Source organism: Tenacibaculum sediminilitoris (genome assembly GCF_964513795.1).
Classification (GTDB): Bacteria; Bacteroidota; Bacteroidia; order Flavobacteriales; family Flavobacteriaceae; genus Polaribacter; species Polaribacter sediminilitoris.
Window position 1 is genome coordinate 1 of sequence record NZ_CAZEQR010000017.1, and the last position, 21,818, is coordinate 21,818.

The 21,818-nt window shown below is 30.4% G+C and carries 19 protein-coding genes and 2 pseudogenes; 13 read left to right on the plus strand and 8 right to left on the minus strand.

What is annotated here, in order from left to right:
* Window positions 1-149, minus strand: a pseudogene (locus ACKTSW_RS06405) (IS3 family transposase); the annotation flags it as partial.
* Between the two features lie 89 nt (window positions 150-238).
* Window positions 239-1,984 (minus strand): signal peptide peptidase SppA, encoded by a 1,746-nt coding sequence (gene sppA, locus ACKTSW_RS06410; RefSeq protein ID WP_408024450.1) that lies wholly within the window; start codon window positions 1,982-1,984, stop codon window positions 239-241.
* A 252-nt stretch (window positions 1,985-2,236) separates the two neighbouring features.
* Between sppA and ACKTSW_RS06415 the strand changes: the two genes are divergently transcribed.
* From ACKTSW_RS06415 to ACKTSW_RS06425, 3 genes are all read left to right on the plus strand, one after another.
* A complete protein-coding gene (locus ACKTSW_RS06415; protein WP_408024451.1) occupies window positions 2,237-2,797 on the plus strand; it encodes a DNA-3-methyladenine glycosylase I in 561 nt (186 codons plus the stop codon).
* A gap of 46 nt (window positions 2,798-2,843) precedes the next feature.
* Complete coding sequence (locus tag ACKTSW_RS06420; RefSeq protein WP_408024452.1) at window positions 2,844-4,877, plus strand: dipeptidyl-peptidase 3 family protein; 2,034 nt, start codon at window positions 2,844-2,846, stop codon at window positions 4,875-4,877.
* A gap of 90 nt (window positions 4,878-4,967) precedes the next feature.
* Window positions 4,968-5,888, plus strand: a complete 921-nt coding sequence (locus tag ACKTSW_RS06425) for an ion channel (protein ID WP_408024453.1) — start codon at window positions 4,968-4,970, stop codon at window positions 5,886-5,888.
* A gap of 2 nt (window positions 5,889-5,890) precedes the next feature.
* On the opposite strand, the gene ACKTSW_RS06430 is transcribed toward ACKTSW_RS06425, so the two are convergent.
* Window positions 5,891-6,103 carry a hypothetical protein gene (locus ACKTSW_RS06430; RefSeq protein WP_408024454.1) on the minus strand — a complete coding sequence of 71 codons (213 nt, stop codon included), beginning with the start codon at window positions 6,101-6,103 and terminating at the stop codon, window positions 5,891-5,893.
* Window positions 6,104-6,423: 320 nt separating this feature from the next.
* Here ACKTSW_RS06430 and ACKTSW_RS06435 point away from each other — a divergent pair.
* The 6 genes and pseudogenes from ACKTSW_RS06435 to ACKTSW_RS06460 all read left to right on the plus strand — a co-directional run.
* A pseudogene (locus ACKTSW_RS06435) lies at window positions 6,424-6,749 on the plus strand (IS3 family transposase); the annotation flags it as partial.
* A 100-nt stretch (window positions 6,750-6,849) separates the two neighbouring features.
* A complete protein-coding gene (locus tag ACKTSW_RS06440) occupies window positions 6,850-6,954 on the plus strand; it encodes a DUF5995 family protein (RefSeq protein ID WP_408024472.1) in 105 nt (34 codons plus the stop codon).
* Window positions 6,955-7,146: 192 nt separating this feature from the next.
* Window positions 7,147-7,305 (plus strand): hypothetical protein, encoded by a 159-nt coding sequence (locus tag ACKTSW_RS06445; protein ID WP_408024455.1) that lies wholly within the window; start codon window positions 7,147-7,149, stop codon window positions 7,303-7,305.
* A 41-nt stretch (window positions 7,306-7,346) separates the two neighbouring features.
* Entirely contained in the window at window positions 7,347-8,288 is a 942-nt protein-coding gene (gene rsgA / locus ACKTSW_RS06450) for a ribosome small subunit-dependent GTPase A (protein ID WP_408024456.1), read from the plus strand.
* 59 nt (window positions 8,289-8,347) lie between these two features.
* Window positions 8,348-8,800 carry a D-aminoacyl-tRNA deacylase gene (gene dtd, locus ACKTSW_RS06455; protein WP_408024457.1) on the plus strand — a complete coding sequence of 151 codons (453 nt, stop codon included), beginning with the start codon at window positions 8,348-8,350 and terminating at the stop codon, window positions 8,798-8,800.
* A gap of 66 nt (window positions 8,801-8,866) precedes the next feature.
* The gene (locus tag ACKTSW_RS06460; protein ID WP_408024458.1) at window positions 8,867-9,511 is read left to right on the plus strand and encodes a YceI family protein; all 645 of its coding nucleotides are present in this window, start codon (window positions 8,867-8,869) and stop codon (window positions 9,509-9,511) included.
* Between the two features lie 51 nt (window positions 9,512-9,562).
* Here the strand turns inward: ACKTSW_RS06460 and lipB are convergent, their stop codons facing one another.
* Window positions 9,563-10,267, minus strand: coding sequence for a lipoyl(octanoyl) transferase LipB (gene lipB, locus ACKTSW_RS06465; RefSeq protein ID WP_408024459.1), 705 nt, complete (start codon window positions 10,265-10,267; stop codon window positions 9,563-9,565).
* Between the two features lie 86 nt (window positions 10,268-10,353).
* On the opposite strand from lipB, the gene ACKTSW_RS06470 reads away from it, so the two are divergent.
* Window positions 10,354-13,308 carry a zinc-dependent metalloprotease gene (locus tag ACKTSW_RS06470; RefSeq protein WP_408024460.1) on the plus strand — a complete coding sequence of 985 codons (2,955 nt, stop codon included), beginning with the start codon at window positions 10,354-10,356 and terminating at the stop codon, window positions 13,306-13,308.
* 69 nt (window positions 13,309-13,377) lie between these two features.
* Here ACKTSW_RS06470 and ACKTSW_RS06475 read toward each other — a convergent pair whose 3' ends face one another.
* From ACKTSW_RS06475 to ACKTSW_RS06485, 3 genes are all read right to left on the minus strand, one after another.
* Window positions 13,378-16,164 (minus strand): carboxypeptidase regulatory-like domain-containing protein, encoded by a 2,787-nt coding sequence (locus ACKTSW_RS06475; RefSeq protein ID WP_408024461.1) that lies wholly within the window; start codon window positions 16,162-16,164, stop codon window positions 13,378-13,380.
* A 35-nt stretch (window positions 16,165-16,199) separates the two neighbouring features.
* Window positions 16,200-17,075, minus strand: a complete 876-nt coding sequence (locus tag ACKTSW_RS06480) for a GLPGLI family protein (protein ID WP_408024462.1) — start codon at window positions 17,073-17,075, stop codon at window positions 16,200-16,202.
* A gap of 78 nt (window positions 17,076-17,153) precedes the next feature.
* Window positions 17,154-17,987, minus strand: a complete 834-nt coding sequence (locus tag ACKTSW_RS06485) for a GLPGLI family protein (RefSeq protein ID WP_408024463.1) — start codon at window positions 17,985-17,987, stop codon at window positions 17,154-17,156.
* A 123-nt stretch (window positions 17,988-18,110) separates the two neighbouring features.
* Here ACKTSW_RS06485 and ACKTSW_RS06490 point away from each other — a divergent pair, with 123 nt between their 5' ends.
* The 3 genes from ACKTSW_RS06490 (at window position 18,111) to ACKTSW_RS06500 (ending at window position 21,080) form a co-directional block, all read left to right on the plus strand.
* Window positions 18,111-19,700 carry a sensor histidine kinase gene (locus ACKTSW_RS06490; RefSeq protein ID WP_408024464.1) on the plus strand — a complete coding sequence of 530 codons (1,590 nt, stop codon included), beginning with the start codon at window positions 18,111-18,113 and terminating at the stop codon, window positions 19,698-19,700.
* The gene (locus ACKTSW_RS06495; RefSeq protein WP_408024465.1) at window positions 19,693-20,373 is read left to right on the plus strand and encodes a response regulator transcription factor; all 681 of its coding nucleotides are present in this window, start codon (window positions 19,693-19,695) and stop codon (window positions 20,371-20,373) included. The genes ACKTSW_RS06490 and ACKTSW_RS06495 overlap by 8 nt, the downstream gene beginning before the upstream one ends.
* 92 nt (window positions 20,374-20,465) lie before the next feature.
* On the plus strand, window positions 20,466-21,080 hold the full coding sequence (locus ACKTSW_RS06500) for a deoxynucleoside kinase (RefSeq protein ID WP_408024466.1): 615 nt from the start codon (window positions 20,466-20,468) through the stop codon (window positions 21,078-21,080).
* Here ACKTSW_RS06500 and ACKTSW_RS06505 read toward each other — a convergent pair.
* On the minus strand, window positions 21,072-21,806 hold the full coding sequence (locus ACKTSW_RS06505) for a TrmH family RNA methyltransferase (protein ID WP_408024467.1): 735 nt from the start codon (window positions 21,804-21,806) through the stop codon (window positions 21,072-21,074). The genes ACKTSW_RS06500 and ACKTSW_RS06505 overlap by 9 nt on opposite strands.
* Window positions 21,807-21,818: the final 12 nt, after the last annotated feature.

Consider the following 21,818-nt stretch of genomic DNA (forward strand, 5'->3'; position numbering starts at 1 on the left):
ACAGTACTCCTACCTTGAATACCATAGACTTTTTGTACCTGCTTATAGGTGTAGTTGCCTTTTTCTACCTCGGCTACTAAGGCTAATTTAAAGCCTAAATTGTAATCGCGTTGGGTGCGCTTAACCCACTTGTTTACTCCTTTACTCATAATAAGTCGATTTTGTGTCAACTTATTTCAGGACGGGACATAAGTTATAAAAAAAAAGCCTCGACAATGTCGAGGCTTTTTTTTGGGGGTTATTTTATTTGAAATATAAATGGGATTCTAGCTTGAATTCCTTTTACATCTTTAATTTTTTGTAAGTTGTGGTATAGTTGGTAGTTCTCATTACCTAAAGCTTCCTTAAGTATTTCTTCTTTTGAAGCTTTCATAAAAGGATTCATTTGTAAAGCATCCTTTAAATCAGTTTTGTAGTGAGGATAGTTACGAACTCTATAGTTTTCAAGCTCTGCTAACTCAGCAGCAACTTTAATGGCATCATTTAACCCTCCTAATTGGTCAACTAAACCTTTTTCAATAGCTTCTTTACCAGTCCAAACTCTTCCTTGTGCTATTTCATTAACTTGTTCAAATGTCATGTTGCGTCCATTAGAAACACGGTTAACAAAAGTGGTATAAATTTGTTCAACACCTTCTTTAGTAACCTCATAAAATTTTTGGTTCATCGGTTCAAAAACACTGTACGATGCACTGCTATTGGTAGATACTTGTTCGGCATTGATTCCTATATTACTAGTGAATTGATTAAAGTTTGGAATGGCTCCAAAAACTCCAATTGATCCTGTAATTGTTGTTGGTTCTGCAATAATTTTGTTAGCATTACAAGCAATGTAATAACCACCTGAGGCTGCTAAATTACCCATAGAAACCACTAAAGGCTTTTCTTTTTTTGTTAGTTCTAACTCACGCCAAATTAACTCAGAAGCCAAAGCACTACCTCCTGGAGAGTTTACACGTAATACAATAGCTTTTACATTATTATCTTTTCTGGCTTTTCGAATAGCTTTGTTAATAATGCCTTGGCCAATATAATCTATATTACCTTCTCCATATCTAATTTCTCCTTGAGCATAAATTACAGCAATTTTATCTTTTGCTGTCGAAGAAATTCTTCCTTTTCCTGAATTGATATAATCACTGATAGAAATAGTATTTACTTTTTTGTCAGACCCTAAAGATAATTTTTCCTCATATTCATCTTCATAAATAGAGGCATCAATAAGATTGTTTTCTTTTGCTAGGGTAACATTTCTTCCGTTAGAATTATCAGCAATAAGATTTAGTTTTTCAACAGAAATATTTCTACTCTTACTAATATCATCTGTAATTTCTGACCAAATAGATTTTAAAAACGAAGAGGTTTGTTCTCGATTAGCTTCGCTCATTTCATTTTCTAAAAATGGTTCTACTGCACTTTTGTATTTTCCATGGCGAATTACCTCCATCTTTATACCATACTTGTCCTCAAAATCCTTGAAATATAAAATTTCGGTAGATAGTCCTTTAAAATCAATAGCTCCTACCGGATTTAAAAACAGGCTGTCTGCAACTGAACTTAGGTAGTAATTTTTTTGAGTGTATATATCGTTATAAGCATATACAAATTTACCACTCTCTTTAAATTCTTCAATTTTATTTCGAATCGCTTGTGTTTGTGCTATACCAGCATTTATAGATGGGGTTTTAATACTTATGCCTTTTATGTTATCGTCAGTTTTTGCATTTTCAATAGCATTGATAATTTTGTTAAGGGCTAATTTTTCATCAACTAACTCTAAAGCTTCAGCAATAGGGTTGTTTTCTTTTGGAGCATAATCTTTAATAGGTGTTGATAAATCTAGTTCTAAAACTGAATTCGATTTTACAACAATTTTCTCTTCAGTTCCAACAATAAAGGCTATCGCAAAAAAGAATACAAAAAGTAAAAATAGGGCGATAAAAAAGCCAAGAATAGAGGCAAGTAAATTTCTTAAAAACTTCATGTTATATGGTTGATATTTTGAGCAAATATACAGTTTTTAGAAAGACGTTTTTTATTATGGAATTGCTAGTTTCAAAGATTTATACCTAAATAAATACTATATTTTCGTTGAGCAAACTCAAAATAATGGAATAGTTTATAGGTTACTTCATAATCAATGTGGTTTATGACTATATAAAGAGCAAAAATTATTCCATTTTTCATTGACTTTTAATTTGTTTAACAGTAATTTTCAGCATTAAATAATAGAAGTATGAAAAAAAGATGCTTTTGGGTTAATAATGATCCACTATATATTAAATATCATGATAATGAATGGGGAGTACCTGTATATGATGATGATAAATTGTTTGAGTTTTTAATATTAGAAACATTTCAAGCAGGTTTAAGTTGGATTACCATATTAAAGAAAAGAGAAAATTTTAGAAAGGCATTTGATAATTTTGACTATAAAAAAATAGCAAAATACTCTGACGGTAAATATGAAGAATTGCTTCAAGATGCTGGAATTATAAGAAATAAGCTGAAGATAAAAGCTACTATAACTAATGCTCAAGCTTTTATGAAGATACAAGAAGAGTTTGGGACGTTTTCAAAATACATTTGGGGTTTTACTAACGGAAAACAGATAATAAATAAGTTTGAAAAGAGAGAAGAAGTACCGGCAACAACAGAGCTTTCTGATGCGATTTCAAAAGATTTAAAAAAACGTGGATTTAAGTTTGTTGGCTCAACAGTAATTTATGCACATATGCAGGCAACAGGAATGGTAAACGACCATACAACCGACTGTTTTAGATACCATGAAGTTTAAATTTTGTAATTTTAGCGTTCAAAAAAACAAATTAAAAACTATATAAATGAAACTAAAACAAATGCTTTGTGTGTTTGCAGCAGCAGGAGTATTAACTTCTTGTGGTGTAGATGCAAAAAAAGAGCCTAAAGTAACAGAAAAAAAGGCAAAAGAGTTTGAGTATGTTGTTGAGCAATTTGCTGATATAAAAGTATTACGTTATCAAATTCCAGGATTTGATGAGTTAACACTAAAAGAAAAAAAATTAGTGTACTATTTAACACAAGCTGGTTTATCTGGGCGTGATATTATGTGGGATCAAAACTACCGTCACAATCTTGAAATTAGAGCAGCTTTAGAAAACATTAATAACAACTTTAAAGGAGATAAAGAAAGTGAAGATTTTAAAGCGTTTACAACGTATTTAAAAAGAGTATGGTTTTCAAATGGAATTCATCACCATTATTCTAACGATAAGTTAAAACCTACATTTTCTGAAGAGTATTTAGAGTCACTATTAAAAGAAACGAATACTGAGTTGTCTACTGAAGCATTAGAAGTTATTTTTAATGATAAAGATGCTAAAAAAGTAAACAAAAAAGCTGGGGTAGATAATGTATTAGCATCAGCAGTAAATTTTTACGGAACAGATATTACAAGTAAAGATGTAGAAGATTTCTATGCGAAAGCTGATAAAGGCTCGGAAGGACAACCAATTGAAGCTGGTTTAAACTCTAAGTTAGTTCGTGAAGATGGAAAACTAGTTGAAAAAGTTTGGAAATCTGGCGGAATGTATGGGCAAGCAATCGATAAAATTATTGAATGGTTAGAAAAAGCTAAGGAAGTAGCAGAAAACGAAAAGCAAGTAAAAACATTAGAGCTGTTAATCGAATATTATAAAACTGGAGATTTACATACTTGGGATGAGTATGCTATTGCTTGGGTAGAATCTACTGAAGGTAATATTGATTGGATTAATGGTTTTATTGAAGTATATAATGATCCTAAAGGGTATAGAGGTTCGTACGAAACAATCGTACAAATCAAAGACTTTGATATGTCTAAAAAAATGAAGGTATTATCAGACAATGCACAATGGTTTGAAGATAATTCTCCGTTAGATCCTACTCATAAAAAGAAAGACGTTATAGGAGTTTCATATAAAACAGTAAATGTTGCTGGTGAAGCAGGAGATGCATCTCCAAGTACTCCAATAGGAGTGAACTTACCTAACAACAACTGGATTCGTCAACAACACGGTTCTAAATCGGTGTCGTTAGGAAATATTATAGGTTCTTATAACAATGCAGGAGGAACAGGTCGTTTAGAAGAGTTTGCAAACGATAAAGAAGAAATCGATTTAGAGATTAAATATGGTAAGTTAGCAGATAAGTTACACACAGCATTGCATGAGGTTATTGGTCATGCTTCAGGGGTAATTAATGACGGAATTGGGCAACCAAAAGAAACCTTAAAGAATTACGCTTCTACAATGGAAGAAGGTAGAGCAGATTTAGTAGGACTATATTATTTAATGGATCCTAAATTACAAGAATTAGGATTAGTTGACGATTGGCAAAAAGTAGGTAAAGCTGCTTATGATGGGTATATTAGAAACGGATTAATGACACAGTTAATTAGAATTAACTTAGGTGATGATATTGAAGAAGATCACATGGTAAATCGTCAATGGGTGTCGGCTTGGGCTTTTGAACAAGGAGCAAAAGATAATGTAATTGAAAAAGTAACTAGAGATGGTAAAACTTTTTATAACATTAACGATTATGAAAAGCTTCGTGAAATTTTTGGACGTTTATTAAAAGAAGCACAAAGAATTAAATCTGAAGGAGATTTTGAAGCAGCAAAAGCATTGGTAGAAGGTTACGGAGTAAAAGTAGATCAAGGTATTCATAAAGAAGTTTTAGATCGTAATGCTCAGTTTACATCTGCTCCTTATAGCGGATTTGTAAACCCAGTATTAGAACCAGTAACAGATGCTGATGGAAATATTACTGATATTAAAATCGTACAGCCAGAAACTTTTGAAGAGCAAATGAATTTTTATGCTAAAAATTATAATTTCTTACCAATTAAAAACTAAGAAGTTCAGGTTTAAAAATAATTGAAAATATCAAAAACCGATTCTAATCAGAATCGGTTTTGTATTTTTAGAGGAATTAATGAAACATAAATGGCAAAAAAAGTGAAAGATCCGGGTTTAGGGTATAACTCAAGCAGTAACGCACAAAGAATAATTAATGCAGATGGTAGTTCTAATGTAGTACATGCAAATAGAAGGTTTAGTGCAGATGACTTGTATACTTTTTTCATTGAATTACCATGGTGGCAATTTTTTACTTTGATAATTGTAGGGTATTCATTGTTAAATGTTCTTTTTGCATTTGTGTACGTATTGATAGGTATAGAGCAGATAACACCCTCAAAAGGAAATTTAATAGATGATTTTCTAAATGGATTCTTTTTTAGCGCACAAACCTTAACAACAGTAGGTTATGGAGGAATCGCACCTAAAGGGTTTGCTGCTAATATCATAGCTGCTTTCGAAGCAATGATAGGTTTATTGAGTTTTTCTTTTATTACAGGATTATTATATGGCCGTTTTTCAAAAGCAAAAGCATCCATTCGTTTTAGTGATAACTTAATTCTAAGAGGTTTTAAAAATGATAGAGCATTAATGTTTAGATTAATGAATAACCGTAAAACAGTAATGATTGAACCTGAAATAAAAGTAACGTTATCACTTTCGGAAAAAAAATCAAACGGAGAGTATAGACGCCAATTTTATGAGCTAAAACTAGAAAGAGATAAAATTATGTATTTACCTACAATTTGGACGATTGTACATGAAATAGATGAAAAAAGTCCGCTATATAAGTATTCAAATAAAGAAATAAGCAAGTTAGATGGAGTGCTTTATGTTTTAATGCAATATCATGAAGAATCTTTTGGTCAAAAAGTATATCAAATCACTTCTTATAACTTCTCTGCTCTTCAAATAGATGTGAAGTACACATCTTCATATTCTTTTGATAAAGAAGGCAACACAGTATTAGATTACTCAAAATTAAGTGAAATATCAAAAATGAACTAGAATTACTTCGTTAATAGTTTAGATAAGAATAATAGTGCTATTACCACAGCAATTCCTATTGCTACATAAATAGCTGCATTTTGGTAGTGTTTCTTATTGTTTTTAGCATCCTTCTTGTAACTAAAAAACATCAAAATGATAAAAGCTATTACAAATAAACTCGCAAAAATGATTCTGCCCGTAGTAAACATTTTAGCAGCAATAAGTATAAACATAAAATTGTATTTTTAGCAAAGTTAAAGAATGATTTTAGAATGAAAAAAACTAAAATAGCAATTATTTTCGGAGGCACTTCAGGTATTGGAAAATGGCTTACATAAAAATTTATAAGAGAAAACTATATTATAGTAGTTATTGGTAAAAGGATAGAAAAATTACAAGAACTAAAGAAGAATCAGGAGTTGGGTTTGTAAACCCAAAACTAGATTGGGATAAACAAGAACAAACCATAAATATGAACGTTTTAGGAGTAACTGTTCCGTCCTGAAATAAGTTGACACAAAATCAACTTATTTATGAATGACTTAGAAAATCAAGCGTTAAACAAACCCAACGTGATTACAATTTAGGCTTTAAATTAACCGTTGTTTCTCAAGTAGAAAAAGGTGAATTGACTTACAAGCAATCACAAAAGGCTTGCGGTATCCAAGCAAGAAGTACCGTTTTGGTTTGGTTACGAAAACATGGTAACTTAACTGGAATAATCTCTCAATTCATTCTATGCCAAAATCCAAAGAAACACCCGCACAAAAAATTAAACAATTAGAGCGAGAGCTTAAAGATGAGAAACTCAAAAAATTAATTCTCAATACCATAATTAATATCTCAGACAAGCAATATGGCATTTCTATTAGAAAAAAGTTTTCATCCAAACCATTAAATGCATATTACAATTATAAAAACAATATGCCTATTACTTCTTCTTGGGAAAAGCTTTTAGTATAACTAAAGTTATTGGTATATCGTTTTACAACATTTATTAATTGGTATGAATGCACATATAAATTTTGATTTAGTAATTGTAGCTGCAGAAGTATCGAAAGGACAAAACATTCAAAATTTGTAAGACGTTTTTAATAAAATAAAATCTCACCCTATTTAGTTAATAATGTTCAGAATGATTTAGCTATAGTATATCCTTTTTAAAAAATCTTGTTTGAACTAAAGATGTTAATAATTTTTTAGTTGATTTTAGTATGGAATTAGTAAGGAAAAGTGCTTGGAGTTTTTCTGTAAAATTAGCAAACATTCCTTCCTGATGATTTTTGACAAATCTATACAAATACGAGATATAAAAGTAACCGAAAAAGTAAACTTGGTTATTTCTCTAGGCTTTATACCTCAATTAATTTTTATGATTATTAGAATTTCAGAAAGAGGAACTGTTGCTCAGAAAATTAAAGATTTAACAAACTAAACAACACTAAAACATTCAATTTTTATTCTCATCTTTGTTCTATGACAGGAACGGTTTACAAATCTACAGGAAGTTGGTATTGGATAAAGTCTGAAGGCGAGTTATACAAATGCCGTATTAAAGGTAAATTTCGTCTCAAAGGAATTAAAAGCACCAACCCTATTTCGGTTGGTGATATTGTTGATTTTTCATTAGAAACCAACAATGATGAAGAAACAGGCGTAATAACCAACATTCATGAACGAAAAAATTACATTGTTCGTAAATCGGTTAATTTATCAAAACAAACCCATGTAATTGCTTCTAATATCGACCAGGTATTTTTATTAATTACCATTGACAACCCTCCTACTTTTACCACATTTATTGATCGTTTTTTGGTTACTGCTGAAGCATATTCAATTAAAACCATACTAGTCTTTAACAAGATTGACTCTTATGAAATTGAGCAACGTGCCGAAATCATGTATCTAAAAGATGTTTATGAAACCATCGGTTACGTGTGCATTGAAGTTTCTGCTACCAAGAACATCAACATTCATAAAATTAAAACATTAATGACTGGAAAGGTAAACATGTTTGCAGGACACTCTGGTGTTGGAAAAACCACCCTAGTAAATGCTATTGAACCTTCCCTCGACCTAAAAACAAAAGAAATCTCTGAACAACATAAACAAGGACAGCATACCACTACTTTTGCTGAAATGTTCGACTTGAGTTTTGATGCTCGTATTATTGACACTCCTGGAATTAAAGGTTTTGGTGTAGTTGATATGGATAAAGATGAACTAGGTGATTATTTTCCAGAGTTCTTTGCTTTAAAACAAAACTGTAAGTTCAATAACTGTATTCATATAAACGAACCACAATGTGCTGTAAAAGAAGCTTTAGAAAATGAAGAAATTGCTTGGTCTCGTTACAAAAGTTACCTGCAAATCTTAGAAGGAGAAGAAGAACATTATAGAACTGATATTTGGGAATAATTAGTTTTCCATTTTAAACCAAAAAAGACTTGAAAAACTAAAAAAGTATTCTACATAAAATGAAAATTGTAATTCAACGCGTTTCAAAAGCTAGCGTTACTATTGAAAGTAAAAAAGTAGCCGAAATACAAAATGGTCTCTTAATTTTACTCGGAATTGTTAATGAAGATACCCAAGAAGATATTAACTGGTTATCAAATAAAATTACAAGCCTTCGTATTTTTAATGATGATGAAGGTGTTATGAATAAGTCAATTAAAGATATTCATGGAGATATAATTGCTGTAAGTCAATTTACCTTACACGCTTCCACTAAAAAAGGAAATCGTCCTAGCTATATTAAAGCTGCTAAACCAAATGTAGCCATTCCTTTATATAAAAAATTTGTTCAACAAATTGAAATTGATTTAGGAAAAAAAATACAAACTGGTCAATTTGGAGCCGACATGAAAGTTGAATTACTGAATGACGGACCTGTAACTATAATAATTGATTCCAGAGATAAAAAATAATTTCCATGGAAATTATTTTTTGTTATATTTGCATTCGACTAATAATCATTATTAAAAACAAAAAAAATGAAAAAAACAATTTTAGCTATTGCTTTTGTTGCAATCGGAGCAGTTTCTTGTAAAACTGAAAAAAATAAAGCTGCTGTTAGCGACGAGGTTAAAGAAGTTGCAAAAACAGAAAACATTATTAACACTTATAAAGCTAATATTGCAGAATCTGTAGTTACTTGGAAAGGAAGTAAACCAACTGGTTCTCATAGCGGAGTGGTAAGTTTAGAAAAAGGAACTTTCGAAGTTGAAAACGGAAATCTAAAATCTGGAGAGTTTATTATTGATATGACTACTATTGTTTGTGAAGATTTAGAAGCTGGAAATGGTAAAGAAAAACTAGAAGGTCATTTAAAAGCTGGTGATTTCTTTGATGTTGAAAAATTCCCAACTGCTAAATTTGAAGTAGCAAGTTCTGAATTAAAAGACGGAAAAGTACACGTTACTGGTAACTTAACTCTAAAAGATGTTACTAAGAGTATCACTATTCCTACTACTGTTACAGAATCTGACGACACGGTAACTTTTAAAAGTGATGTTTTTAGTATTGACAGAACTGATTTTGGTGTTACTTACAAGTCTAAAAAAATTGATGCAGCATTAAAAGACAAATTTATTAACGATTTAATGGAAATTTCTTTTGATTTTAAAGCTAAAAAATAATTTTAGTTTTTACGATGTACAAAAAAGGGTTGACAATTGTCAACCCTTTTTTTATCCCTTTATAAATTCTTCTACTTCAAATAGTTCTTTAAAGTGTTTTATAATTTTTTCTTTTACTTCTTCCTCTGAGATTTTTCTACCTAACTCAACCTCCATTGAAGTAACAGCTTTACCACGAATTCCACATGGAATTATGTTATCAAAGTAACCTAAGTTAGCATTTACATTTAAAGCAAAACCATGCATGGTAACCCATCTACTAGCTCTAATCCCCATAGCACATATTTTTCTTGCAAATGGTGTACCAACACCTAACCAAACTCCAGTTTCTCCTTCACTTCTTTCTCCTTTTAATCCATATTCAGCAATTGTTAAAATAATAGATTCTTCTAACAAGCGTAAATATTTGTGAATATCTGTGAAAAAATTTTCTAAATCTAAAATTGGGTAGCCAACAATTTGTCCTGGTCCATGATAGGTAATATCTCCACCTCTATTAATCTTATAAAAAGTAGCTTCTTTCTCTTTTAATTTTTCTTCATTCAACAAAAGGTTATTTATATCTCCTGATTTTCCTAGGGTATATACGTGAGGATGCTCTACAAACAAAAAGTAATTAGGGGTTTCAATTTCGCTTCCTTCTTTTCTTTTTTTTCTTTTTAATGATACTATTTCATCTAAAAGATTCGTTTGGTAATCCCATGTTTCTTTGTAATTTTTTCTTCCTAAATCACTAATTCTTATTTTTTTATTCATAAATTGTACCGCTAAACTATCCCACAAAGGTAGGAAAAATTAAAATTTTACAGTTTAAACTATAACCTCTATCAATTATAAGAACCATGTTGAAAAAAAGCTCCCTTACTTTTTTATTTATCTTTTACCTATCTATAGCTAACTTGTTTTCCCAACAATTATGGACTAGAGTTTATAAAGATGATATTGCTAAACAAAAAAAAGAACTATTTAATACTACCATACCTAAACAATATGTTTTAATGAGTTTAGACTTGAATGCTTTTAAAAATGTATTACCAAGCTCACAATCTAAAAACATAAATAACTCAAAAGCTATACAACTTCCTAATGCTAATGGGGAGTTAGAGAGGTTTTCGCTAAAAGAAACTCCATATTTAGCTTCAGGTTTAGCTGAAAAGTTTCCGATGATAAAATCGTACTCTGCTCAAGGAATTGATAACCCTTCTTCTACAGCTAAAATAAGTATAGGAAAAGATGGGCTGCATGCCATTATTTTTTCAGCTAATGAAGGAACATCATATATCAATCCATATACTAAAGATTATAAAGAATATATAATTTACAAAAAAAGTAACCTTCCTGTTACTAAAGATGAGTTTTCATGTAAAGTTGAAGATCTTGTACAAGAAAAAAATGCATCAACAACTCAAAGCAGAAATGCCAATGATGGTAATTTGCGTACATATAGAATGGCAATAGTTTGTACTGGAGAGTATTCGCAATTTCACCTTAGCAACCAAGGAGTTTCATCAACAGCTAGTGATGCAGTAAAAAAAGCAGCTATACTTTCTGCAATGAATACTACTATGACTCGTGTTAATGGAGTTTACGAAAAAGACTTAGGTGTACGAATGATTATTGTAGACAATAATGATGACTTAATTTTTTTAGATGCTAATACAGATGGCTTAACAAATAATAGTTCTGGAACCTTGATTGACGAAACCCAAGATAAATGTGATAACATTATTGGTGATGCTAATTATGATATAGGGCATGCATTTAGTACTGGAGCTGGAGGACTAGCTCAACTAAACTCTGTTTGTGTTACAAACTATAAAGCTCAGGGGGTTACAGGTAGAGGCCAACCCGTTGGCGATAAATATGACATAGACTATGTTGCTCACGAAGTTGGACATCAATTTGGTGCAACTCATACATTTAACAATTCTTGTAATGGTAACAGAAGTACTAACACTGCTGTTGAACCTGGAAGTGGTTCTACAATTATGGCTTACGCTGGTATTTGTTCACCAAATGTTCAAAATGTAAGTGATGATTATTTTCATGCTGTTAGTATAGCTCAAATGTGGAACCATATACAAGGATCTGGAAGTTGCGCTACCTCAACAAGCGCAGGAAATAATGCTCCAACTGCAAACGCTGGAAACGATGTAAGTATTCCTAAGTCTACTCCTTTTATCTTAAAAGGACAAGCTACAGATGCTGACGGAACAGCTTCTTTAACATATACATGGGAGCAAATAGATAATGAAATTGCAGTTATGTCTCCTCTACCTACCAATACAGCTGGACCAATGTTTAGATCTATATCTCCTACTTCATCTCCAAACAGATATATCCCTACACTTTCTACAGTTTTAAATGGTAGTACCTCTAACACTTGGGAAGTTTTACCTTCGGTAGCAAGAGATTTAAATTTTGCTTTGACTGTGAGAGATAATCATTCTGGAGGAGGTAACTCAGCTAGAGACGATATGAAAGTAACTGTTACAGATGCAGAAGCTTTTACTGTAACTAGCCCAAATAATACAGTATCATGGGGAACGGGATCTACTCAAACAATTTCTTGGAACAAAGGAACAACAGACCAAGCTCCAATTAATTGTGCTAATGTAAACATTAGGCTTTCAACTGATGGCGGTCTTACTTATCCTATTCTTTTAAAAAGTAATACACCTAACGATGGTTCTGAAAATATTGTTATACCTAACAACCCAACTACAAACGCTAGAGTATTGGTAGAAGCTGCTGATAATATTTTTTATAATGTTAACAATGCTAATTTTACTATATTCCCTGCTGCTCCTACTTTTTCTATTTCAAATAATACTGGAGACATGTCGGTTTGTAACATTGCTACAAACGAAATTACTTTTGATTTTAGCTATAACGTTCTTTATGGTTTTACTGAAACTGTTAATCTTTCTTATTCAGGAGTTCCTACAAATTCGACAGCAACATTAAATACCACAACAATGAGTTCTGGCGGGAAATTTACCTTAACAGTAACAAATCTTGCTGATGTAACTAAAGGAGATTACACAATAACTATTTCAGCTGCGTCAGCAGCAATAACTAAATCAGTAAATATACTTTTAAATGTAAATGACAATCTTTGTAACTCTTCTGGCAATACCGAATCTCAGTTAAGCATTACTAATGTTACTTTTAATAGTATTAATAATACCTCAACAAAAACAACAGGATATTCTGACTTTTCTACTGAAAATACTCAGCTTGTAAGAGGTGAGAGCTACGATTTAACTACTGTTATTAATAATACTGAAGATAATGATGCCAAAACATTTGCTTGGATAGACTGGAATCAAAACTGTACTTTTGATGCTAATGAAACCTATGACTTGACTTCTTCTAATACTGTTTCAATTACCATCCCAGAAAATACGCCGTTGGGTTCTACAACCATGAGAATTTCCACAAGACAAACTAGCAGTCCGAATTCTTGTATGTTAAACTTTAATGGTGAGGTTGAAGATTATACAGTTACTGTTGAAGAAAGTTTTGCAACAGACAGCTCTCTATTTACAGATCTTCTAACATACCCAATACCTACAGACGGAAGGCTTACTATTAGTTTTAAAGTGAAAGATAAAGAATCTACTGTTATTAGACTTTTTGATTTTAGAGGAAGATTACTTGAAACGCAAAAATTCTCTACAATCTCAAGTCAATTTAATAAAGGCGTACAACTTAATAAAGCAGCTAGTGGACTTTACCTTTTACAAATTGAAAATGCAGGTAAAAAAGTAACAAGAAAGATTATAATTGAATAATACATATTTTCTATAGTATAAAAAAAGTGAGCTAGTTGGCTCGCTTTTTTTATACTATCTTTTTATTTCTTATAAATTATATTTTACTGTAAACATTGCTATTCTTGGTTGAATTACATACGAAGAATTACTTACATAGATATCATTACTACTATTTTGATTCAATGCTGTTGAGTTTAACAAATTAGTTACCCCCAGCTTATATTCCCACTTACTATCCTTTTTCTGATATGTAAGATCTGTTCTTAAGAACCCATAACTATCAATAGTTTCTCCATTACTCAGTACTTTATTATATGTATATTTTGATGTAAATATAAATTCCTTTAAGAGGAAGGCATCAAAATTTATATACGGGCTATGTGTTGTAAAAGTATTTTCTACCCCTCCAATATTCGAGTTATTGATAGAAACATTATAACCTACATCAAAGTTTGGTGCTTCTTTAAAGTTTGTACTAAATTTTGAGGTATAACTTTGTGAAAATGTTTTTGCTAATCGATTTCTTGTTTCGCTCGTTTGACGATCAGTAATTAAACTATTTGATTTTCCATAAGAAACATTCCCTCCTAATCTTAACTTAAATTTTCTAAAACTTTTTTGAAAATTAGCTCTTGCAGAAATAGACTCATCAGGAAATGCAGAGTTTATCGAAGTTCTTACTTGATTAATATCGATAAACTCTGTATTACTCTTAATTTCATTAATACGTTTACTATAATTAATTGAACCAAAAACATTGGTATAATTAAACATATTAAAGCTAAAATAATTCAAATTTATGTTATGGTATAATGAGTTTTCTAGTGTCCTATTTCCTGAATACAAGCTATTGTAATTATTAAAAACATAACCTTCTGCTAATTGATTTACATCAGAAAAACTTGTTTGCATGGTATAGCTTAATCGTAATGTCTCTGATTTTTTTAAGTTAATTTTCACAGAAGCGTCTGGCAAAAGTTTAGTAAAATTATTTTCATAAACTGATCCTAACTGGGTGTTTTTTGAAACATAATTATGGAATGTAAAACCTTGATTGAAAGTAAAGATTCCAGTAATAAACTTATAGTGTAAACCAACATAAAAATCATTGAAAGAAAAATCAACGTTATTTATTGTCGATGGTTCAGTAATTTTATTTTTATTACCTTCTAAAATCTCAAAAACACTAGAGTTAAATTGCTGATTGCTTAAGGTAGTTCCAAAAGTTACATTTAAATTACTTTTAGAATTCAACACATAATAATAATCTAATTTTGTATCTAATTTGTTTGTTCTTATCTTTTTATTCTGACTCAAAATAAATAAGTTATGATCTCCTGGGTTAGGGTTTACATTTGTTAATGACAATAAATTATAAAATGATAATTTTTCTAACTCAGCATTATAAAAAGGATCTTCATTTTGCCATAAATGTTGTGCTTCAAAAGCAAAAATATTTTTATCATTTAATGTGTAATAGTAGTTTAAATTTTGATTGATAGAAAAAGGACTTTGCTCAGAAAGTTGATTAATTGGTACAATCTCATCATCTGCATTCAAATAAGTTCTTGATGATACAGTTGACTGCATTTGTTGCTGCTTAGATATTTTAGCAAAAACATCGTAATCAAATTGATTATTAGCATTTGGTTTATAACTAGAGCTCAACTTAAACAACCCTAAATCACTTATCTGATTTGTTAAATCTTTTGTTTGTTCTGTATCAATATATTTTGTTGAAGACGGATCATTTTCATTATATGTAGGCAAATTATTTTTATTAATTCCTGCATTCGAGTATAAACGCTGGGTGGTTTCTTCCATATCTGTTTCATTTCCTGAATAGATTGCAAAACCACTAATATCCCATGTTTTTTTAGGGGAATAGCTAAAATTTAAAGCTCCAAATTTCGATTCAATTTCTTTAGCTCTATTGTTTCTTAAAGTTAAAAAAGTTATATCATTTGATCCTACATTAAAATTTGTTCCGTTATTATCTCCAAACTGTCTAAAGCCTCCTGTGAATTTAAAATAGTCTCTCATTGTAAAAGGTACTTCCCCAATATTATTAATGTCTGTAATAATATTTAGACTATATTTCGGACTGTAATAAAATAATTTTGGGTGAGCTAAATACCTACTGTCCTCCATTCCTATACCCATCCCTCCAGATACTTCACCAAACCAAAAATTTTTCTTTCCCTCTTTTAGTTTAATATTAATTACAACATTATCTTCATTATCGGTTACGCTACTCATCTGCCCTACTTCACTATGGTTTTTAAGTACTTGAACTTTATCAATAGCATTAGCAGGAATGTTTTTTGTGGCGAGTTTAGAATCTCCATCAAAAAAGTCTTTTCCTTCAACCATTACTTTTTTAACTGTTTTTCCTTCTACTTCAATCTCGCCATCATCATTCACCTCAACTCCTGGTAATTTTTGAAGCACGTCTCCAAGTTTTTTTTCCGTTCCACTTTTAAAACTATCAGCATCATAGACTATGGTGTCTCCTTTAACCGATACAGGCATTTTATAAGTTATATTTACTTCATCTAAACTGTCGTCTCCTTCTAAAGTAATATCTTTAAATAAATCTCCTTCTTTGGTTTCTAAATCAACTTCGGTAGTTTTTAATCCTATATAACTTACTTTTATACTATATGTTGAATTTTGAGTAAGGTTTAATTTATAGTTTCCTTTAGCATCTGTAAAACCATAAGAATCTAATTTTTTAGTAGTTTTATTAATAGCAATTACATTTGCCATTTCAAGTGGTCTTCCTATACTATCTTTTACAACTCCTTTAAGTGTAATTTGAGCATTCGAAGTCCAAGTAGCTATGCAAATAGCTATGAATAATATTTTTTTCATTATGTGATTTTCTTGTTAAGTTAGATTGTTGCAGTTTAATGAAAGCTTCTTCCTCCTCTATTGTTTCCTTCGCGTCTACTTCTAAATCGTTCTCTCATTTCTTCCATTTTTTCTTTTACAACCTTATTATACTCTTCCCTTGTTATTTCTTTTCCTTTGGTAGGTTCTTTTATTTCTATTTTCTCTGATGGATTCATTGTAATTTCTGTACACAATACAGTTGTTCTACCTTCATTAACTTCTAATATAAGTCCTGGTAGCCCCCAATAATTCCCAGGGCCATTACTTACGGGTATTTGGGGGGTATACCAAGCAGTAATAAGAATTTCTTTAGGTATTTCAACATCGTCAATTACTTTCTTTACATTTGAAGTGTCCTTTTTATTTTCGTCCTTTTTATTTTCGTCCTTTTGATTTCTTCTTCTCATGTTACGCCAATCAAAAGCAGTTGTTTTTTTAAGTAACGTAGCTTTAAAACAGGTATAATTACCTATTTGTTTTGTTTCACTTCCTAATTCCCATTTAGGTTTCTCTTCATTTTCTGTAATTAAGAATTTTTTTCCAAAAACCTCAGTCGATTCTAACAAGTCTCCTTTTATAATATCTTTATAAAGCACTCCTCCACCTGTAAAACCTCCAAACCTAAAACCTCCTCTTGTTCCTGGCGTTTCTAACTTTTCTTCTTCTTTGTATACGGACTTACTTCTGGTAAAACTTAAAACATGTGTTTTTTCTAACATGTTTTTCATGCGCTTTAAAATTTGCTTCTTTCGTTCCTCTGATAATTGCTTACCTCCAAAGTTAGGATCTACAGTTGTTTTTGATTGATAAACAGCCTTTCCTTGAAAGTTAGTTTGCGAAAAAACAGTGATAGAAATACACAAGAGAAAAACAGTAGTTAAACATTTCATTTTTTTAGTTTTTAATTTATAACTCCTTATAGTTAGGAGTTAGACTTTAGAAAACAGGAAAGGTTTAAATCATTAGAATTATCCCTGTATTTCTATATGAAAAGAGTTACCATCTTTGCTTTTTCGCCTATTTTTAAAACGCTCCATCATATCTATTGTATGGTCTTCTATAATTTTATCAAACTTTGCTTGGGTTACTTTCTTTCCTTTTGTTGGCTCTTTTATTTCTATTTTTTCTGACGGATTTAAAACAATTTCAGTGCAAACAATTGTTTGTTTTCCATCTTGAACTTCTAAAATTAACCCAGGAAGCCCCCAAAATTGTTCTGGTCCATTACTTATGGGTATCTCGGGTGTATACCATGCTACAGTTTCGATGGTAATTTCTTCTTTTTTTTCTTCTGTTTTACCATCAGTCATAGCTACAGAAGATCTAGTTTCTTTTCTTGTTCTTGTAGCTTTATAACAAGTATAATTTCCAATATTTTTGGTTTCTCCAGTCATTTTCCAATTAAGATTTTCTAATTTATCTTTTATTAAAAAACGTTTCCCGCTTATTTCTGTTTTGTTTATATACTTTTTGTCAGCTATATTTTTATACAAAATATCTGTTCCAGCGCCACTTCCTCCAATTTGAATTTGTATACCGTCTGTTTGTACTTGCGGAGAAGATAATTCTTCGTTTTGTTTGTATGTAGATGCTGATTTATTGAAGTTCAAGGTATATGTTTTTTGAAAGTGCTTCATTAGTTGGGCATGTAGCTTTTCTTGAATATCTGAATTCGGTGCCCCTTTACCACTATTTACCTTTAAATCTACTTTTCGATGTGTTTTATAGGTAGCTTTTCCTGTAAAATTTTGTGAAAACATTGAGGTACTTAACAACAATGTTAGTAGTATGATTTTTTTCATTTGTTTCTTTTTTAATGTTCAATACTACAAATATGCTTCACTACAGTATCTTTTTGAGTTAATGAGTGTTAACGAGTGTTAACCGATATATTTTATTCGACTTAACACTTTATCTTTGAAAACATGAACACAAAAAAACATCGTTGGATATTATATTTAATTAGCGCTACAATTGTTGTTACTATTGCTATACAGTTTTACTGGAATTACAAAAACTATCAGCAAAACAAGCAACGTGTTATTAATGAAATTCAATTAAGTTTAGATAATGCTGTTGAAGAGTATTACGCTGCCTTAACTAAGCAAAACTTTTTTGCAATAGTAGAACCTGGTAAAGCAACTTCTAATAATAATCTTAGCAATAAAAATATTTGGAAAGAGATTTTCTCTTCAAAAGTTGAAAAGAAAAAGGATAGTATACAGTTTGAAATTTCTTCCTTTGATATTAAAACTAACAACCCAAAAGAGTTTAAAGAGATGAATTCTTTTTTTGGTGACTCTCTTCTTAATGATATGAGGCATGAGGTTAACGATTCTACTAAAAAGCTTTCTAAAATTACCCAAATTACTCAATTTAACAAAGATCATACATCTGGTATTCATCTTGATTCTTCAGGAATTAAAGAAGTAAAAGTTTTTAAAGGTAAGAAAGCTACTGATAGCTTAAGATTAATAAAAGGATTGCAAACCATTTTTATTTCTGTTCAAAATGATTCTTTAGATCATGTGAAGCTAGATTCAATTATAAAAAAACAACTCAGTACTAGAGGTATTTCAACTTCTTTTTATTTAAATCATTTCAAAGATGACACGCTATTTTATTCTTCAAAAAAAGAAGCTATTCCTGCCCTAAACCTAGAAAGTAATGCTAAATCTACTTATGTTAAAAGTAATGAAAAGCTAACCCTGCTATACAAGAGTCCTTCAAGAGAAATTCTTAAAAGAAGTTCTACTGGTATTTTATTATCTTTATTGTTAGCCTTAGCCGTAATATCTAGTTTGTTTTATTTATTAAAGATCATCAACCAACAAAAAGAGTTAGCCGAGATTAAAAACGATCTTATTAGCAATATCACACATGAATTTAAAACACCTATTACTACTGTTTCAACTGCATTAGAAGCTATTAATAACTTTAATGCTATTGATGATAAAGAGAAAACTAAAAAATATATTTCGATTTCGTCTATACAAGTAGAGAAATTACACTTAATGGTTGAAAAACTATTAGAAACTGCGACACTTGATAGCGAAAAACTATTTTTAAAGAAAGAACCTATTAATTTGATTAAGTTAGTAGAGAACAACACAAAAAAACATCAGTTTACCAACTCTGAAAAAACAATCCTATTCTCTACAAATAAATCTCAGGTGGTTATTAACATTGATCCTTTTCATATAGAAAATGCTATTTCCAACCTACTTGACAATGCTATAAAATATGGCGGAAACAAAATAGAAGTACACATTAATCAAGTATTAAATATTATTGAAATAACTATCGCTGATAATGGAAAAGGAATTGATAAAAACCAACAAGAAAAAATATTCGATAAATTTTATCGTATTCCAAAAGGCAACACACATGATGTAAAAGGCTTCGGAATTGGTTTATACTACACTAAAAAAATTATTGAAAAACACGGAGGTACCGTTTCATTGATATCAAAACCAAATAACACCCTTTTTAAAATTGTTTTAAATTATGAGTAAAATCATTAAAGTTTTATTAGCAGAAGATGAACCTAGTTTAGGACAAATTGTAAAAGAAAGTTTAGAAACTAGGAATTTTGAAGTATTTCATGCTCTTAATGGCGAAGAAGCATACAAAGCTTACCAAAAAAACTTGCCTGATATTTTAGTTTTAGATGTCATGATGCCTAAAAAAGATGGATTTACTTTAGCTAAAGAAATAAGAGTAGAAAACAAACATCTTCCTATCATATTTTTAACAGCAAAATCTCAACCTAAAGATGTTGTAGAAGGTTTTGAACATGGCGGAAACGATTACCTAAAAAAACCTTTTTCTATGGAGGAGCTTATTGTTCGTATCAATGCACTACTAGACAGAATTGAGTTAAAAAAGAATTACAATACCATTAACATTGGTAACTATATTTTTAATTATACTAAACAAGTATTATCTTTTAATGATGAAATAAAAAAGTTAACACACCGAGAATCGGAATTATTATTTCATTTATCGCAAAATAAAAATGAAATCCTAGACAGGTCCTTTATTTTAAAAAAGCTTTGGGGAGATGACGATTTTTTTAATGCTAGAAGTATGGATGTCTTTATTTCTAAATTAAGAAAGAAGTTAAAACGTGATGAAAATATCCAAATTATAAACGTAAGAGGTTATGGATATAAATTGATTTGTTAAACTTGTTTATGAGTTCCTTTTTTTGTGTAATTTTACCGTCCTTAATCTGGCAGTGCCAGCAATAATTAAAAAAACATATTACACAAACAATTATGCATGTAGCAATTGCCGGAAACATTGGCGCAGGTAAAACCACATTAACAAAATTATTAGCAAAACATTACAATTGGGAAGCTCATTTTGAATCGGTTGATGAAAACCCGTATTTAGACGATTTTTATGCCGAAATGGAGCGTTGGTCTTTTAATTTACAGGTTTACTTTTTAAACAGTCGTTTTCGTCAAGTATTAGAGTTACGCAAGTCTGGTAAAAAAATAATTCAAGATAGAACCATTTACGAAGATGCTCATATTTTCGCTCCCAACTTACATGCTATGGGATTAATGACAAATAGAGATTTTAGCAACTATTCTTCTCTTTTTGAATTGATGGAAAACTTAGTAACTCCACCCGATTTGTTAATTTATTTACGTGCTAATATTTCTACATTAGTGGGGCAAATTCATAAACGCGGTAGAGAATATGAAAACTCTATTAGTATTGATTACTTAAGTCGATTAAATGAACGTTATGAAGCTTGGATTAGCCAATATACCAAAGGGAAATTATTAATTATTGATGTTGATAATTTAGACTTTGTTGACAATCAGGAAGATTTAGGATATGTAATTGATCGAATAGATGCTCAAATAAACGGATTATTTTAACTCTCTTTTAAACTCACTTAATAATATAGCTGTTGCTGTAGCTACATTTAAACTTTCGGTTTGTTGTAAATCACCAAACCTTGGAATCGTTATATTATTTTGTACAATAGTAGCAATTTTAGGTGAAATACCATTTGCCTCATTTCCCATTACTAAAATTGCTTGTTTAGGTAACGATGTAGTATATACATTATCACCATGCATATCTGCCATATAAATAGGCAATGAAGTATCTTTTATGAAATTTAGTAAATCAACATACGTGACCTGAACTCTTGTTAATGACCCCATGGTAGATTGTACTACTTTTTGATTATAACAATCAACCGTATCTTTAGAACATACCAACTCAGAAATCCCAAACCAATCACACAAACGAATAATTGTCCCCAAGTTCCCTGGGTCGTTAATTCCGTCTAAAGCAACAATAAAGCTACTTTTATTAATTTCTTTTTTCTTCGGAATCTTAAATAAGCCTAATACTTTATTTGGTGTTTTTAGAGTACTTATCTTTTTTAATTCACTTTCAGAAATCAATATAATCTTTGCTTCTTTTGAAGTTCTAAATGACTCATCAGTAGTATATAATTGCTCCAACTCTAAAGAAGATGCGAGTAATTCATTAACCACTTTCACCCCCTCTGCTACAAATAATTGATGTTTATGTCTATACTTTTTTTGTTGTAAACTAGTTATTAACTTTATATTGTTTCTAGATAAACTCATTAAATTGTTTTT